The organism is Sphingomonas sp. BL-S-30, assembly GCF_055521475.1.
This window is the reverse complement of record NZ_CM145481.1, coordinates 3,279,933-3,295,902: the sequence shown is the minus strand read 5'-3', so window position 1 is coordinate 3,295,902 and position 15,970 is coordinate 3,279,933. Positions and strand designations below refer to the sequence as shown.

Annotated in this window: 13 protein-coding genes; 1 reads left to right on the top strand and 12 read right to left on the bottom strand. The window is 66.3% G+C overall.

The window, feature by feature from the left end; all coding sequences use genetic code 11:
* Positions 1 to 655: 655 nt before the first annotated feature.
* The 4 genes from ACZ1I5_RS15255 to ACZ1I5_RS15240 form a co-directional block, all read right to left on the bottom strand.
* On the bottom strand, positions 656 to 1,582 hold the full coding sequence (locus ACZ1I5_RS15255; RefSeq protein WP_465173981.1) for a bifunctional riboflavin kinase/FAD synthetase: 927 nt from the start codon (positions 1,580 to 1,582) through the stop codon (positions 656 to 658).
* A 70-nt stretch (positions 1,583 to 1,652) separates the two neighbouring features.
* Positions 1,653 to 2,816 carry a dipeptidase gene (locus ACZ1I5_RS15250; RefSeq protein WP_465170087.1) on the bottom strand — a complete coding sequence of 388 codons (1,164 nt, stop codon included), beginning with the start codon at positions 2,814 to 2,816 and terminating at the stop codon, positions 1,653 to 1,655.
* 141 nt (positions 2,817 to 2,957) lie between these two features.
* Positions 2,958 to 3,440 (bottom strand): dihydrofolate reductase, encoded by a 483-nt coding sequence (locus tag ACZ1I5_RS15245; protein WP_465170086.1) that lies wholly within the window; start codon positions 3,438 to 3,440, stop codon positions 2,958 to 2,960.
* 49 nt (positions 3,441 to 3,489) lie between these two features.
* Positions 3,490 to 3,624, bottom strand: coding sequence for a hypothetical protein (locus tag ACZ1I5_RS15240; protein WP_465170085.1), 135 nt, complete (start codon positions 3,622 to 3,624; stop codon positions 3,490 to 3,492).
* Positions 3,625 to 3,781: 157 nt separating this feature from the next.
* Here ACZ1I5_RS15240 and ACZ1I5_RS15235 point away from each other — a divergent pair, with 157 nt between their 5' ends.
* Positions 3,782 to 5,026: a phage tail sheath family protein gene (locus tag ACZ1I5_RS15235; protein ID WP_465170084.1), complete on the top strand. Its 1,245-nt coding sequence runs from the start codon at positions 3,782 to 3,784 to the stop codon at positions 5,024 to 5,026.
* Here the strand turns inward: ACZ1I5_RS15235 and ACZ1I5_RS15230 are convergent.
* The 8 genes from ACZ1I5_RS15230 to ACZ1I5_RS15195 form a co-directional block, all read right to left on the bottom strand.
* Positions 5,023 to 5,817 carry a thymidylate synthase gene (locus ACZ1I5_RS15230; protein WP_465170083.1) on the bottom strand — a complete coding sequence of 265 codons (795 nt, stop codon included), beginning with the start codon at positions 5,815 to 5,817 and terminating at the stop codon, positions 5,023 to 5,025. The genes ACZ1I5_RS15235 and ACZ1I5_RS15230 overlap by 4 nt on opposite strands.
* Positions 5,818 to 5,903: 86 nt before the next feature.
* A complete protein-coding gene (locus tag ACZ1I5_RS15225; RefSeq protein WP_465170082.1) occupies positions 5,904 to 7,907 on the bottom strand; it encodes an SPFH domain-containing protein in 2,004 nt (667 codons plus the stop codon).
* Between the two features lie 68 nt (positions 7,908 to 7,975).
* The gene (locus ACZ1I5_RS15220) at positions 7,976 to 8,650 is read right to left on the bottom strand and encodes a hypothetical protein (RefSeq protein WP_465170081.1); all 675 of its coding nucleotides are present in this window, start codon (positions 8,648 to 8,650) and stop codon (positions 7,976 to 7,978) included.
* A 109-nt stretch (positions 8,651 to 8,759) separates the two neighbouring features.
* Positions 8,760 to 9,458 (bottom strand): class I SAM-dependent methyltransferase, encoded by a 699-nt coding sequence (locus ACZ1I5_RS15215; RefSeq protein WP_465170080.1) that lies wholly within the window; start codon positions 9,456 to 9,458, stop codon positions 8,760 to 8,762.
* A gap of 98 nt (positions 9,459 to 9,556) precedes the next feature.
* The gene (prfB, locus tag ACZ1I5_RS15210; RefSeq protein WP_465170079.1) at positions 9,557 to 10,684 is read right to left on the bottom strand and encodes a peptide chain release factor 2; all 1,128 of its coding nucleotides are present in this window, start codon (positions 10,682 to 10,684) and stop codon (positions 9,557 to 9,559) included.
* A 155-nt stretch (positions 10,685 to 10,839) separates the two neighbouring features.
* Positions 10,840 to 13,362 carry a penicillin-binding protein 1A gene (locus tag ACZ1I5_RS15205; RefSeq protein WP_465170078.1) on the bottom strand — a complete coding sequence of 841 codons (2,523 nt, stop codon included), beginning with the start codon at positions 13,360 to 13,362 and terminating at the stop codon, positions 10,840 to 10,842.
* Positions 13,363 to 13,999: 637 nt separating this feature from the next.
* Positions 14,000 to 14,239 carry a hypothetical protein gene (locus tag ACZ1I5_RS15200; protein ID WP_465170077.1) on the bottom strand — a complete coding sequence of 80 codons (240 nt, stop codon included), beginning with the start codon at positions 14,237 to 14,239 and terminating at the stop codon, positions 14,000 to 14,002.
* A 183-nt stretch (positions 14,240 to 14,422) separates the two neighbouring features.
* Positions 14,423 to 15,688, bottom strand: a complete 1,266-nt coding sequence (locus ACZ1I5_RS15195) for an N-acetylmuramoyl-L-alanine amidase (RefSeq protein WP_465170076.1) — start codon at positions 15,686 to 15,688, stop codon at positions 14,423 to 14,425.
* Between the last annotated feature and the right edge of the window lie 282 nt (positions 15,689 to 15,970).

Below are 15,970 nucleotides of genomic sequence, written 5' to 3'. Positions count from 1 at the left end.
CGCGGCGAATCGTTTGGCTCTTTGCACGACTCGGATTCGATGACAGCATCATGACTGTAAGCGGACGATGAGGAAGCGAGAAATCGCAGAGACATCAGTCACTTGCACCAAGGTTGTGGAAAGGTGCCGCAAGGAAACCGTTCATGATGTTGGGGGAGTGTCGGACCACGCAGGAAGGCCCGCCATCGCGCAAGCGAAGGCCTGGCGGACAGGCGAGGAAAGATGTTCCAAGCGTCCTTTTCGATCCCAGCGATGGGGAAGGGCGTGGCCGTGAAGACCGGATACGCGCCGCCTCGCAACGGGTGGAAGGTGGTTCGGAGATAGTGGCCAAAGCGCGATTGTCGGGTTTCGGCCTGATGATCGAGCTGGCCGCCGGAGGTCGCGGCGCTGAGGCCCGCAAGGGTATCGCGCCCGACCCCGGTGACCAAAATGCGAAGCCTGATGCCGTTCGCGGCATGGGTGGAGCATGCCGCCGAAACCAGAGGGCGCGGGCGTCTCTTCGGAGGAGCCAAGCGGATCGAAGTCCGGCGACAGGGGGTCGGCAGCGATGCCGGCCCCCATTTTGCGTTCGCGCGCTTCCCGGCAGTGCGGATGCGCGAGCCCTGCGCGGGCCAAACTTGCTTCTCCCAGGAACGACGTCGCCCGCGCAGGCTCGCTAGCCGGCCAGCAATTCCTTCGCCCGGGCGCAATCCTTTTCCATCTGGGCAGTCAGGGCTTCGAGGGTGTCGAATTTCGCCTCGGGGCGGAGGAAATCGACCAGCGCGATCTCGATCGTCTGGTTGTACAGGTCGCCGGAGAAATCGAAGAAATAGGGTTCGAGCAGCTCGCGCGGGGGATCGAAGCTGGGGCGGACGCCGAGATTGGCCGCGCCGTCGAGCACGCGTCCGTCGGGCAGCCGCCCGCGCACCGCGTAGATGCCGTAAGCGGGGCGCAGATAATTGCCCATCTCGATATTGGCGGTGGGGTAGCCGATCTGTCGGCCGCGCTTGTCGCCATGCTGGACCACGCCCTCGATCGCGAACGGCCGGGTGAGCAGCCGCGCCGCCCCGCGCGGATCGCCGGCGATGAGCAGGTCGCGGATCCGGCTCGACGATACTTCCTCGCCGTCCAGCTCGACCGGGGCGACGGTATCGACCGAAAAGCCGTTCTTCGCGCCGAGATCGGCGAGGACGTCGACATTGCCGCCGCGCGCCTTGCCGAAGGTGAAATCCTCACCCGTCACCACGCCGCCCACGCCGATCTTGTCGAGCAGGCGATCAGCGACGAACTCCATCGCGGTCAGGCCAGCGAGCGCCGCGTCGAAGCGGAACACGATCATCGCGTCGGCGCCGGCGCCGGCGAACAGCTCTTCGCGCTGGTCGAGCGTGGTCAGGCGAAAGGGCGCGGCATCGGGCTTGAAATGCCGCACGGGATGCGGATCGAAGGTGGCGACCAGCACGGGACGGCCTTCCGCACGGGCGCGCTCGACCGCGCGGCCGACCACTGCCTGATGCCCCATGTGGAACCCGTCGAAATTCCCCAGCGCGACGATCCCGCCCCGAAGTTCGGGAGGCACCACCGAGCCGCCGTCAAGCCGCTCCATGAGTTCGGGCATAGGGATGGGAAGCGAGAGACACAATCCTCTCCGTGCTGGCCTCCCCGTGCCGGGAAGGTCATGAAGGCGCGATCCCCGCTTTCAGTACCCGCAACACATTGCCGCCCATCACCTTGGCGATATCCGCATCCGAGAAACCCCGGTCGATCAGCGCCTGAGTCACCGCCACGACCTGGCTCGCGTCGAAGCCGGTGGTCACCGCGCCGTCGAAATCGGAGCCAAGACCGACATGGTCGATCCCGACCACATCCCGCACATGCGCGACCGCCGCCGCGACCGCCTCTGGCTTGGTGGAGCAGATCGCCGCGTCCCAATAACCGATGCCGATTACCCCGCCGGTCTTCGCGATGCCGCGGATCTCGTCGTCGGTGAGGTTGCGGTTGACCTTGCAGGTTGCCTGCACGCCGGTGTGGCTGGCGACGATCGGACGCCTGGCCATGGCGATCACCTGCGCCGTCGTCGCATGGCTCGAATGCGCGACGTCGACGACCATGCCGAGCTTCTCCATTCGCCGCACGACCTGCACGCCCAGCGGCGAGAGGCCGCCCTTGGCGACGCCGTGCATCGATCCGGCCACGTCATTGTCGAAGAAGTGCGCCAGCCCCGCCATGCGGAACCCCGCCGCATGGAGCCGGTCGAGATTGGCGAGCTTGCCTTCCAGATCCTGCAGCCCCTCGATCGAGAGCATGCCGCCCACCACCTTGTTCCCCGCGGCACGATCCGCCAGCAGCGTGTCGAGCTGCGCCGGGGTGCGGATCACGCGGAACTGGCCGTTCGACGCGGCGGCATAACGGTCGAGCTTGGTCGCGTGCCACAAGGAGCGTTCGAGCAGCGAAACCCAGGTCCGCGGCGGCTGGAGATCAGCGATGACGAGCGAGGTGATATTGTCACTGTCGGCGGTGTTGGCGTCGTAATTCTGGCCCTTGGGCGTCTTGGTCACCGAGGAGAAGACCTGCAGCGCGTAATTGCCCTGGATCAGCCGGGGCAGATCGACCTGGCTGCGATCGACCCGGTCGAGCAGGCTGCGTTTCCACAACAGCGTGTCGGCATGCATGTCGGCCACTTGCAAGGTCGGGTGGAGCGCGCGGGCGCGCGGCGTGATCTTCAGCGCGACCGGCTCGACCTTGTTCATCGAGCGTTCGATCATCGCCGGGGCCAGGGTGAAGAAGGCGATCGCGGCGATCAGAATCAGGGCGAGGATGCCCCAGAGCCATTTGCGCATGTCACCCCTCCGCGATGTCGGCATCACAGGTGCCGATCTGTCCGATGGGTATGCGGGACGACGGGCCTTGGAACAAGACGGCGATCGCGATGCCCGCTCTAACCAACTGCTCCGGCCTTTGCCGGGGAAGGAGATACCGGCCTATCGTTCCAGCGTCACGAAACCATAGGCCGGTCGCTCACCCTCTGCAGGATGCTCCTCGCGCCCGACCTCGCGCCAGCCGGTGAAGGCAGGGACGGTCGCATCGCCCTCAGGCGCGGCATGGACCTCGGTCAGCTCGATGCGGTCGGCGCGGCCGAGGAACAGCGCGAAGATCTCCGCACCGCCGATCACGGCGATGTCAGGGGCGTCGGCGAGCGCGATGGCCGCTTCGACCGAATGCGCCACTTCGGCGCCCGGCGCCGACCAGCGGCCATCGCGGGTCAGGACGATGTGGCGGCGGCCGGGCAGGGGGGCCGGAAAGCTCTCGAAGGTCTTGCGGCCCATGATCATCGGCTTGCCCATGGTCTGGGCCTTGAAGCGCCTGAGATCGGCGGGCAGGCGCCAGGGCAGCCCTCCATCGCGCCCGATCACGCCATTGTCGGCACGGGCAAGGTGGAGGGTGATGCGGGGAGGAATCGACATGAGCCGCTTATGCGACGGGCGCGGCGGTGGTGCCACCGCCTTGTGCCGTTCATGACGGGATCGCCCTCGGCGCGCAGGTACAGGCAAGTTTCTTCACGGGCTCGGCAGTGGTCTGGCTCGCCAGCAACTGCAGCAGCGCGGCGGCGAGGGTGGCCGTGATGATGGTGTAATGGATTTCCCGCACGCTTTTTCTCCCTTTTTTCCTGTCCGACTACATATGTAATCGTTCGACTGAACGGCGGCTGAATCGCCGCTGGAAATGGAGCCGGTCGCGGCGATATTGGCCGTTGCGCAGGGCAGGCCGCCTGTTAGGCTCGCCGTTCAGGCATCGGGGGGTGGACATGAACGAACTGAAGACGCCGGGCGTCTATGTCGAGGAGCTGCCCGGCTTTCCGCCCTCGATTGCCGGGGTGCCGACCGCCATTCCCGCCTTTATCGGCTATAGCGATAAGGCGATCGAGCCGGACAGTGGCGCATCGCTCGAGAACCAGCCGACGCAGATCGCCTCGCTGATCGACTATCAGACCTTTTTCGGCATGGGCTGGAGCGGCGACGCGACTGGAATCGCCCCGATTCTCTGGGAAAGCCTCGTCCTGTTCTTCGGCAATGGCGGCGGCAATTGTTATGTGGTGTCGGTCGGCAGCTTCGCCGATTTCACCGCCGATCTGGGCGAGGCCGGGCTGGCGCCGCAGCGCCTCTGTGCCGGCCTCGATATCGTCGCGCGGCAGAATGGGCCCACCCTGCTCGTCGCGCCGGATGCGCTGGCGATGGCCGAGGCGGACTATCATTCCTTTGCCTGCGCGATGGTGAATCAGGGCGCGGCATTGCGGGACCGATTCGCGATCCTCGACGTGCCGGGTGGCCGCGATCCGGCCAACGACACGCCCGCGCTGATCGACGACGCCATCTCCCGCTTCCGCGCCGGCATGGCGCTGGAGGGTGACGCGCACAGCTATGGCGCGAGCTATTTCCCGTTCCTCGACGCGGTGATCGGCGGCAACCGGCGGATCATGCCGGCCTCTCCTGCGATGGCCGGCCTCTATGCGGATACCGATAGCAGCCGCGGCGTGTGGAATGCGCCGGCGAATCTTTCGGTCGCGATGGTCGACGGCGTGACGATCCCGATCAACGATGCCGAGCAGGGCGACATGAATGTGCCGCTGGACGGGCTGGCGGTAAACGCGACCCGGCTGTTCCCCGGCCGGGGCGTCGTGGTCTGGGGCGCGCGGACGCTCGACGGCAACAGCAACGATTATCGCTACATCCAGGTGCGGCGGACGCTGATCTACATCGAACAGTCGATCAAGGCGGCGCTCCAGCCCTTCGTCTTCGCGCCCAATACGCAACAGACCTGGGCGAGCGTGACCGCGATGATCTCGAATTTCCTGACCGGGCTCTGGGCGCAGGGCGGGCTGATGGGCGACAAGGCGTCCGACGCGTTTCAGGTCCGGGTGGGACTGGGATCGACGATGACGGGACAGGACATATTGGACGGCACGATGCGCGTCTCCGTCACCTTGCAGATGATCCATCCGGCCGAGTTCATCGTGCTCGACTTCACCCAGCAGATGGCGGGCTCCGACTAGACCGCGACGGGCGCCTTGATGTGCGCCTGGGCCTCATATCCGACGAGGCGGAAATCCTCATACTCATATTGGTCGATCCCGCCCGGTTTGCGCAGGATCTCGAGCCGCGGCAGCGGACCCGGCTCGCGCGAGAGCTGCTCGCGCGCCTGATCGAGATGGTTGGAATAGAGATGGCAGTCGCCGCCGGTCCAGATGAACTCGCCCGGCTCGAGTCCGCATTGCTGCGCGAGCATATGGGTGAGCAGCGCATAGCTGGCGATGTTGAACGGCACGCCGAGGAAGATGTCGGCCGAGCGCTGGTAGAGCTGCAGCGACAGCCGGCCGTTCGCGACATGAGTCTGGAACAGGCAGTGGCAGGGCGCGAGCGCCATGGCGTGAAGGTCGCCGGGGTTCCAGGCGGTGACGATCTGGCGGCGCGAGGCGGGGCTGGTCTTGATCTGCCCGATCAGGTCCTTGATCTGGTCGATATGGCGGCCATCGGTTGCGTCCCAGTCGCGCCATTGCTTGCCATAGACCGGCCCGAGCTCGCCTTCCTCATCCGCCCATTCGTTCCAGATGCTCACCTTGCGGTCCTGCAGCCACTGGACGTTGGTGTCGCCGCGCAGGAACCATAGCAGCTCGACGATGATCGAGCGGAGGTGGAGCTTCTTGGTGGTGAGGACGGGGAAGCCCTTCGCCAGGTCGAAGCGCATCTGGTGACCGAACACGGAAAGCGTGCCCGTGCCGGTGCGGTCCATCTGTTCCGCGCCGGTGTCGAGCACGCGCTGCATGAGGTCGAGATACTGACGCATGGCCGACCGATAGCGCGGCGCCGGCCCCGCGCCAAGCGATCAGCGCGCGGGCACCGCCAGACCGGCGGCGCCCGCTGACGCCACGACTATTCGGCTGCGACGGTCTCTTCCGGATCATTGGCTGCGGCCGGGCTACCCAGCATCGCCATGCCCTTTTCGGACAGCATCATGCCGATCAGCGCCTGGATCGAACCGCCGTTTTCGCCGCGTTCGCCGCCGGTGTTGATCTGCACCCGCGGGACGATGTCGACGCCCGACTTCTCCAGCGCCTCGGCGAGCCGCTCGATCACCTGGCGCGTCAGCTGATACTGCGCGCCGCCCGAGGCAGCCGCCTGCTTCTCGATCGTCTCGGCCGTGGCGAGGCCGGTCTTGGTGATGCGGTCCGCCTCGGCACCTGCCAGCGCCACGACCTTCGCCGCTTCGCCCTCGCCGATGATCCGGATGCGGTCCGACTCGGCTTTAGCCAAGGTGCGCGTCTGCTCCGCATCCTGAGTCGCGCGCTTCACGGCTGCCTTGCCCTGATTCTCCTGCACGGTGATCGAGAGCTCGGACTCGGTGATCGCGGTCTGCTGATGCGCGCGGGCCTGGGCCTCGCGAAGCTCCTTCTCGCCCTGCGCCGCGACGCGCTGCTTCTGATAGGTCGCGACCTGTTCCTCGGCGACCTGGCGTTCGCGCAACTGCTGCAGCACTTTCTCGATCTGGTCGTTGCCGGCGGCGGCACGGGGCGTGCCGATCAGCACCTCCTGCAATTCCAGATTATAGCCGCTGAACTTGGCGCGCATCTGATCGCCGGCCTGCTCCTGGATGTCGGAGCGTTCCTGCAACAGCTCGATCAGCGTGCGCTTCTGCGCGACGTTCTTGAAATAGGCCGAGACCATCGGGTCGAGCGTCTGTTCGACCAGTTTCCTGATGTCGCCGAAGCGCTGAATCACCAGCGGCGCCTTGCGGTAATCGATATGCACCACGACCGAGAGCGGCAGGGTCGGTTCGAACGCGTCGCGGGTGATCAGCGACACTTCGGACAGATTCTCGTCGAGCTTGTGCTGCCCGGTCGTGTCCGCATCCCATTTCAGGATGAAGTTGGTGGTCGGCACGATGACGATCTTGCCGGCATAGGTGTTGAAGGCATATTTGCCCGGCAGCAGCGGATCGCTCCAGACGCCGCGCGTACCCCGATCGACCAGCTCGCCGTGCCGGTAATCGTCGCCCGAGGTGTCGGCGCCGCTGTCGCCGGTATAGCTGATCACCACGCCGACATGGCCGACCTCGATCACGGTCTTGGCGACCATCTCGACCGTCGCGAACAGGCGGTTGATGAAATAGCTGCCCTCGACCAGCACCTGGAGCTGACGCCCGCGACGTCCGCCCGCAGCGATGAACTTCTCGGGATCCTGAAAGCTGTTGTGGAAGGTGGCGGTGTCCGCCTGATCGACGCCGACCTCGGGCGCGATGATCTGGTCGGCGGTGAGCGCCGGGCCATCATGCACCGTCACCACGCCGATCTGGTCGGACGCGTCCTTGATCACCACCGCGCCGAAGCCGGTGCGGTCCTCGATGACGCTCTGCATTTCCGCGAAGAGATCGCGATCGGCGGCCTCGAGCATCAGGCCATAGATATGCTCGCGCGTGATGATCACGAACTGGGCGAGGTTGATGGCGTAGGTGCCTTCACGCAGGATCGTGCGCTGCGGACCCTTTTGCCCGCCCTCGCTCAGGAAGGTGCGGACATCGAGGAAATCGGCGGTGCGCAGGTTGCTCGCCAGCGTCTGGGTCGGGCCGAGCGGCGCGCCATCTCGCGCGAAGATATAACCGACCTGGCCCTGCGGGATAGTAACCAGCGGCTGCGCGTGAATCCGGTACTGAAACGGGATGAAGAAGTGATAGCCGCCACGCAACACCTCGGGCTGATATCCTGCCTCTCGATTGAGCGCGATCAGCCCGCCGGGCACGGAACCGCGACGACTCCATAGTTTCTCTACGATGGCGACGCGATTGTTCCCGACATATCGCACGCAGCGAGAGATGGTGAAAAGTAAAACGACGACGAGCACCACGACGGCCGATGCGCCGAGCATGTACATATTTGTCATTTTGTGGGGGTGTCCTTGGGACCTTTAGACGAGCGCAAGAGCCGCGCTCCCAGTCTATTTACGCCTGTTCAGGGCTGGTCTCCAGTGAAATCGGAAGGCCCGTATCGAGATTCGACATAGCGTGCGACGGTCAAGGCATCGCCTTCGTCGAGGCGTCCGCGCTCGGCGCGCAGGGCGGCGACTGCGCGGTCGATCCGATCAAGCGCGACGGCCGCCCTCTCCAGGATCGCTTCGCGGCGCTCGGTCGGCGCGGTGGCCAGGGCCGCTGCGGAGGTGCGCACGATCTCGGCCAGGTCCGCCGACAGCGCCTGGCAACGCGGATCGGCATGGTCGCACGGCGTCGCGGCAAGCCTGTCGAGCGCAGGCGGGCCCCGGTCGCCGTACAGGCGCCGGCCCCCGGCAATGGCCCGGGACAGGCGCTCCGCCGATCGCAACGCCGCGAGTCGCGGATCGCGCGCGTCGCGCCGGCGCCGCGATCGGCGAAGCGCCGGGTCGAGCAGCGCGGCGCCGAGCGAAAAGAGCGTGCCGGACGCGGCATAGAGCGCAAGGAACCAGCCGCTGAACGGCAAGGCCAGTTTCAGGACATGCTCGACCGTCGCGGCGGGCGGGGCGGCGAACAGGCAGGCGAGCGGTACCGTGAGGATATAGGCGGGCACGGCAAAGTGAAGAAAGGCGCCGGCCACGAGGCGCCATGGCAGGATTGCGTGGTCATCGCCGTCGGGGCCTGGGTCGCCGTTGGCCATGATCGCCTGAGTGGTCAGTCCAGAGCGTTTTCGAGCTGGCTGGAACAGTCAGCGGCTCGGAAAACGCGACAACAAAATCTGGAGCGATTCGACCTTGGTCGAACGCGCTCTAGTGGGGAAGCTTGCACGGCTTGATCGCCCTGGGCTCCGGCCTCGGCCCGACCGCGCGGAAGGTGGCGAGATACCCGCCGGCCGAGGGCATGTCGTACATCCCGACCTGGCTATAGCCGACCGCCGCCATCTCGCAGCGCAGCAGGCCCGGCGGGGTCCCGTGATCCTGAGTCGCGCGGTTGGCGTCGACCACCACGACCAGGCCGTCGGGTTTCAGCGAGGGCCGCATGCGCCAGAGGAATTCATAGGGCTGCTCGATCTCATGGTACATGTGCACCATCAGCACCCGGTCGAAGCTCGCATCGGGCAGGCGTGGATTGGCGGGCAAGCCGAGGCGCACGCTGACATTGTCGAGCCGCTCGCGCGCGACGCGCTCGGCCAGCGCGTCGCGGACGCCGGCGACGATATCCTCGGCGAGCACGCGGCCATCCTTGCCGACACGGGCGGCGGCGCGGATCGTGTAATAGCCCTCGCCGGCGCCGATATCGGCGACGGTCATGCCGGCCTTGAGCCCGGCCTTGTCCATCACCTCGGACGCCTCGTTCAGCCGGTCACGGGCTTCCTCGGTCGACCAGCGCGACGAGATGATATGGGCGACCGGGCGATCCGCAGCGGGGAAGGGACCGGCCTTGTCCTGTTCCTCGGCGACACGCGCGGGCCCGGGCTCGCAGGCGGCCAGTGCGAGGAGCAGGCCCATCCCCAGGACCGTTCGTTTCGAGCGCAGTCGAGAAACCGCGGCAGGGGCCACGGTCATGTTGCTCGACTGCGCTCGAAACGAACGGCGGGTGAAAAGCCTCAATCGACGTCCTCCACCTCGACCGTCTCGCCGGTCACCCGCTGCGACAGGGCAGCCGCCATGAAGGAATCGAGATCGCCGTCCAGCACATCGGACGGGCTGGTCGAGGTCACGCCGGTGCGCAGGTCCTTCACCAGCTGATAGGGCTGGAGCACATAGGAGCGGATCTGGTGGCCCCAGCCGATATCGGTCTTGGTCGCGTTCTCCGCATTGGCGGCGGCTTCGCGGATCTGGAGTTCGCGCTCATAGAGCTTGGCGCGGAGCTGGTTGTACGCCTCGGCCTTGTTCTTGTGCTGGCTGCGCTGGTTCTGGCACTGCACCACGATGCCGGTCGGGATGTGGGTGATGCGCACGGCCGAATCGGTCGTGTTGATGTGCTGCCCGCCCGCGCCCGACGCCCGATAGGTGTCGATGCGCAGCTCGCTCTCGTTGATCTCGACCTCGATATTCTCGTCGATGACCGGATAGACCCAGACGCTGGCAAAGCTGGTGTGGCGCCGCGCCGCGCTGTCATAGGGGCTGATGCGGACAAGGCGATGCACACCGCTTTCGGTCTTGGCATAGCCATAGGCGTTCTCGCCCTTGACCAGCATCGTCGCCGATTTGATGCCGGCCTGCTCGCCCGAATGCTGGTCGACCAGCTCGACCTTCATGCCATGGCGTTCGGCCCAGCGGGTGTACATGCGCTGCAGCATGCCGGCCCAGTCCTGACTCTCGGTGCCGCCGGCGCCCGAATTGACCTCGATATAGGTGTCGTTGCCGTCGGCCTCGCCGGCGAGCAGCGCCTGGATCTTGTCATGCTCCGCGCGCGACGCGAGATCGGCCAGGCTCCTGGTGCCGTCGGCCGCCATTTCCTCGTCGCCCTCGGCCTCGGCCATCTCGATCAGTTCGGCGGTGTCGTCGAGCTCGGTCTGGATGGCGCGCGTGGCGTTGATCGCCTCTTCGAGACGGCGGCGTTCGCGCATCACCGACTGGGCGAGCTTGGGATCGTTCCAGAGCGCCTGATCCTCGACGCGCGCGTTCAGCTCGTCGAGCCGCCGGAGCGCGCGGTCCCAGTCGAGAAAGCGGCGGAGCAGCGCGAGCGCGTCATTGATGGTGTCGACATGAGCCTGCGCTTCGGCGCGCATGGTGGAAACTCCGGAAAATACTCGTCATGCCGGCAGGAGCCGGCTCACAGGGATAGATAGGGCGGGCTAGTAGATTCCGCCCGTCCTTGGCAAGAAGCGGCTGCTACGGGATGCGATTTGGCGCCCGACCGGCGCGGCTGAAGGCGGTTGCCCGATCAATAGATACCGCCTTCGCGCTGGAGGAAGTCGGAATCGCGCGGTGCCGTATCCTGGCGCTCGACGGGCTTGGCTTCCTTGGGTTTGTCGGCGGCGGCGTCCGTCTCGAGGTCGCGGCGCGCGCGGCGCGGTTCGCTTTCCGGCTTGAACGCTTCCCAGATCACCGCGGCTTTCGGGTCGCTGGTCGGCCAGGCGCCGAACACCGGCTTGCCCGAGGCGCGGTCGATCCTGACCATGCGGATGCCGGCGGGCGCGCGGAACGGGATCTTCTCCATGCCTTCATAGGCCTTGAGCGCGAATTCCTTGAAGATCGGGGCCGCGATGGTGCCGCCCTGGGCATAGCCGCCGAGCCCGGTCGGGGAATCATAGCCGATATAGACGCCGCCGATCATCTGCGGGGTGCCGCCGATGAACCACACATCGGTCGGGCCGGAATTGGTGCCGGTCTTGCCGAACATCGGCCGGTCGAGATCGCGCAGCACAGTCGCGGTGCCGCGCTGGATCACGCCTTCGGCGATATGCACCATCTGATAGGCGCTCTGCGCGTCGACGATCTGGCGGCCGCGCGTCACCGGGCGGGGCATCGGCTTGCCGTTCCAGTCGGGCGCGTTGCAGCGATCGCACGCGCGCCAGTTCTCCGGCCAGATCACCTTGCCGTGACGGTCCTGGACGAAATCGATCAGGGTGGCGGGGTGGCCGCGGCCCTGGTTGGCGAGGATCGCATAGGCGTTGACCATGCGCATCACCGTCGTTTCGCCCGCGCCGAGCGCGAAGGAGAGATAGGGCGGATATTTGCCGACGCCGATCTGGTCCATCAGCGACACGACATGCTCCATGCCGGTCTGCGAGGCGGCACGCACCGTCATCAGGTTGCGCGACTGCTCGACACCCCAGCGCATGGTGTGCGGGCCGGAGCCGCCGCCGCCGAAGTTGCGGAAGCATTTCTGGCCGAGCCTGGCGCCCTGATAGACGCAGAACGGCCCGTCGACGATGATCGAGGCGGGCGTCATGCCGCCCTGCAGCGCCGCGGCATAGACGATCGGCTTGATCGTGGAGCCGGGCTGGCGCATCGCCTGGGTGGCGCGGTTGAACGACTGGATGCTCGAATCGAAGCCGCCCTGCATCGCCAGCACGCGACCGGTCGCGGGTTCCTCGACGACGAAGCCGCCCGAGATCTTCGGCACCGCGCGCAACGCGAAGACGCCGCCCTCCGGCGCGACCGCCAGGATGTCGCCGACCTTCAGCGCGGCAAAGGCCGTGCCGCCCTGGCCGCGCACCGGCATCTGCGCGCCCGAGGCGGGCAGGGTGCCGGTCTGGCCGTTGCCGAAGCCGAGCGTGGCGGAGCCGCCGCCGATCGCGGTGACGATCGCGGCGCGCCAGTCGAGATAGTCGAGGCGGAGATTGGTGTTGAGCAGCGCGGACTGCCAGTTGTCGCGGGAAATCTCGACATGGCGCAGCGGGCCGCTCCAGCCGCGCCCGCGATCGAACCGGACCAGGCCGTTGCGCAGCGCCGTCTGGGCGTCGAGCTGAATCTTCGTGTCGAGCGAGGTGCGCACCCACAGGCCGCCCGAATAGACGCTGTACGGCCCGGCCTTCTCGTCCTCGCCATATTTGTCGATCAGCTGGCGGCGGACTTCCTCGACGAAATAGCCGGCACCGGCGACCTCGGTCTTGGGCGTCTGGCGCGGCACCGCGCCAAGCGGCTCGGCGGCGGCCTGGTCATGCTGCGCCTGGGTGATGAAATCGTTCTTCAGCATTTCGCCCAGCACGTAATTGCGCCGGTCGAGCGCGCGCTGAGTGCTGCGGAACGGATCGTAATTGGACGGGCCCTTGGGCAGGATGGCGAGATAGGCCATCTGCGCGAGGTCGAGCTGGCTCAGTTCCTTGTTGAAATAGGCATAGCTCGCCGCCTCGACGCCGAACGCGTTCCGGCCGAGCGCGATCTGGTTGAGATACAGTTCGAGGATCTGCTGCTTGGTCAGCGTATCCTCGATCCGGTAGGCGAGGATCGCTTCCTTGATCTTGCGCGTCGGCGAATAGGTGTTGCCGATCAGCAGGTTCTTGGCGACCTGCTGCGTGATGGTCGATCCGCCCTTGGCGCGGCGGCCGGTGCCCATCTTGGTCGCATAGTCGATCACCGCACCGGCCATGCCGGGATAGTCGACGCCGTGATGCTCGAAAAAGGTCTTGTCTTCCGCGGCGAGGAAGGCGCGGACGAGCAGCGGCGGATATTCGGCATAGCTCAGCTCGACGCGGCGCTCGCGGGCATAGCTCTGGACCGGCATGCCGTCGACGCCGCGCACATTGGTCGGCAGTGGCGGCTCATAGGCGCGCAGCTTGTCGACCGAGGGCAGGTCGCTGGCGAAGACATACCAGAAGATCGCATAGGCGATGGCGATCAGCACCGCGAGAATGGCGAGCGCCTTGACCCACCAGCGCCCCCAGGCGCGCCCGGCGAGACCACGAATTCCCTCCACGTCGCGGCGGAGGCGGAACTTCACGCTGGATTCGGTACTGGTCATACAGGGCCGACGCTCTAGCAAGTTTCTCAGGGCTTGCCAGCCTCAGTCCTTCCATCGCGCCGGACGCGAGGTTGGCCGGGGCGGGCCGCCACCGCGCCGAGCCTCACCACCCGCCCGATCGTCGCCGGGCGGCGGGGGCTGGAGTGGCGCGGAGACCTCGGTCACATGCAGCGTGGCGACGTGCGTTTGCCGACCGCCTGGAAGGATAAACGGAGCGGCCATCGTCGCCGGTAGCATCGTGGCGAATGGCTCCTTTTCCGTTGAGCCGCCGACAGTCCGCAGGGGCCGCTCTCTCTGTTCCGGGCCATTAACAGGGTGGAACAGGGCCGAGTTTTTTTCTTGCCCTGTTATTTCCAACTTTGTTGGAGATATTTTTCATATATTTCAAAATATTGATGGTCGTTTGCCCTGTTCCTGAAGAACAGGGCGAAGTTCCCGCGGAACAGGGCGGGTCCGTGCCGTTAACAGGGCACGGTCGCCGTAGCAGGGACGGATGAGGCAATGATGCCGCGACCGTCATGAGAAAGAGCGGGCCGGATTTCATCACTCTCCGGCCGGCCTCCATGGTGCAGCGATTCGGATCGCCGTTGAATCGATCAACGACAGATTCGAACAATCATCCCGGATTTTGGTGAGTTTACTGATTAATCCCGGGTTTCGGCTCTCGCCGTTGCGTGGCGAGCGTCCGCTCAGTTTGCCGCTCGTTCGCCTCGATCCACGCCGCCCCCAATGGCCTGCCATGGGCGGCGGTGCTCGACCAGCGCCAGTCCGCCGGCGGGTCGACCAGGCGCGCCCGGACCGGGTTTATCGCGACGTATCGGGCGCTGGCCAGATACGCATCGTCCATCGCCACCGAGCCGACCCGTCCCTGCCACACATGGTGGGGACAGCGGGGATCGATTCGTGCCAGCGCGCCATCTGCCTATGGTCGCGAGGACTGGCTAATTAGTAAACTGTCACCGAAATAGCGGGTTTTGGAACGCGCCCTGTCACGCGATCAAGAATGCGCCCTCTCTCGCTCGCGGTCCGCGTCGGCCCCAGGGGGCGCCCGCGTCCGGCATCACTCCCCCGCCGCGAGCCGCCGCGCGAAGTGGATGTCGACGGCGCGACGGACGCTTTCGGCGATGCGCTGGCGGCCGTCGCGCGAATCGATGAAGGCCGCGTCCTTCGGGTTGGAGATATAGCCGGTCTCGAACAGGATCGACGGCATGTCGGGCGCCTTCAGCACCATCAGCGAGGCCATGCGGTGGAAGTTCGGCTTCAGCGGCATCAGCGACTGGGCCTCGCGGCCGAGCAGCCGGGCGAAGCTGGCCGAGCTGTTCATCGTCTCGCGCTGCGTGAGGTCGATGAGGATCGAGGAGATATCGGCCGAGGTGGAGGCGAGGTTGACGCCCGCGATGATGTCCGCCTTGTTCTCGCGCGCCGCGAGCCTGGCGGATTCCTTGTCGGACGCGACTTCGGACAAGGTGTAGATGGTCGCGCCGGACGCGTCGCTGCTGTCCACGCTGTCGCAATGGATCGAGATGAACAGGCTCGCCTTCAGCTTGCGGGCGATGCCATAGCGTTCCTTCAGCACGAGATACCGGTCGTCCTCGCGGGTCAGCGCGACACGGACCCGGCCCGAGCGGAGCAGTTCGTCGCGGATCGCCCGGGCGATCCTCAGGGTCACGTCCTTTTCGCGGCGGCCATCGACCGGCGAGATCGCGCCGGGATCGACGCCGCCATGGCCGGCATCGATCACCACCAGCGGGCGGCTGTCGTCATCGCCATAGACGCGCGGCAGCGCCAGGCTGCGGCGGGCCCTGGGGATGGGCACCGATACCTCATATTTGCGCGCCGGCGCGGCCCTCCCCATATCGAAGCTTGGCAGGAAGCGCAGGCGCCGGTCCGTCGTGGCGCGGGCGAAGCGGGTATCGTCGACGGTGCGCAGCGCGAGGGTCAGCTCGCGGCCATCGGCGCCGAAACTCCCCTCCGTGACGATCGCCGGACGGCTGAGGTCGAACACGATGCGGAGTCCGTCCGTGCCGCGCGGCGACTGGCGCACCGCCGAGACCATGTCCTTTGCCCCGCTTGCCCGAACCGGCGACCCCGGCGTGGCGCCGGTGATGTCGACTGCGAGCCGCTGAGGCCGGGCGAGCATGAAGCTGGAGGCGTCGGCGACGCGCTGGTCAAAACGGATGACGATGCGGTCCCGCCGGATCTCGACCCGCTCGATCTTCGCGGCCCATGCGGGGACGCCGCCGAACCAGCAGGCCAGGAAAGCGAGAAGCAACGACACCGATCGGTAATGCAGGCCCGGCAGGGCAATGGTCCAGCGAAAAGGCACGGGGCGGGATCCCATCGGGTACACAACAACCCGCGCGATGGGCGGGCATTCCTTCCGGCATGGGTAGCAGAAAATGGCGCGCAGCAAAATTTGACATGAAATTGCGGCGTACCCGGGGAGAAACGTCCCGGTTGCTGCGCGAGCACAGCGGTGCTAGGCATGAAATTGCACCGGCAAGCGCCTCTTCTGGCGTCTGTTCGGTCCCATGGCCGCGCCGGATTTCTCGGTGGCGGCTCTTCAGGTTGACGTTCGCATGATGCATTTTTCCCGCCCCTCGCACCG

Bases quoted from the DNA above. Each gene is read 5' to 3' on its own strand.
- ACZ1I5_RS15255 (WP_465173981.1), bottom strand. From the start codon at position 1,582: ATGGAGCGGCTTGACGGCGGCTCGGTGGTGCCTCCCGAACTTCGGGGC.
- ACZ1I5_RS15250 (WP_465170087.1), bottom strand. From the start codon at position 2,816: ATGCGCAAATGGCTCTGGGGCATCCTCGCCCTGATTCTGATCGCCGCG.
- ACZ1I5_RS15245 (WP_465170086.1), bottom strand. From the start codon at position 3,440: ATGTCGATTCCTCCCCGCATCACCCTCCACCTTGCCCGTGCCGACAAT.
- ACZ1I5_RS15235 (WP_465170084.1), top strand. From the start codon at position 3,782: ATGAACGAACTGAAGACGCCGGGCGTCTATGTCGAGGAGCTGCCCGGC.
- ACZ1I5_RS15230 (WP_465170083.1), bottom strand. From the start codon at position 5,817: ATGCGTCAGTATCTCGACCTCATGCAGCGCGTGCTCGACACCGGCGCG.
- ACZ1I5_RS15225 (WP_465170082.1), bottom strand. From the start codon at position 7,907: ATGACAAATATGTACATGCTCGGCGCATCGGCCGTCGTGGTGCTCGTC.
- ACZ1I5_RS15220 (WP_465170081.1), bottom strand. From the start codon at position 8,650: ATGGCCAACGGCGACCCAGGCCCCGACGGCGATGACCACGCAATCCTG.
- ACZ1I5_RS15215 (WP_465170080.1), bottom strand. From the start codon at position 9,458: ATGGGCCTGCTCCTCGCACTGGCCGCCTGCGAGCCCGGGCCCGCGCGT.
- prfB (WP_465170079.1), bottom strand. From the start codon at position 10,684: ATGCGCGCCGAAGCGCAGGCTCATGTCGACACCATCAATGACGCGCTC.
- ACZ1I5_RS15205 (WP_465170078.1), bottom strand. From the start codon at position 13,362: ATGACCAGTACCGAATCCAGCGTGAAGTTCCGCCTCCGCCGCGACGTG.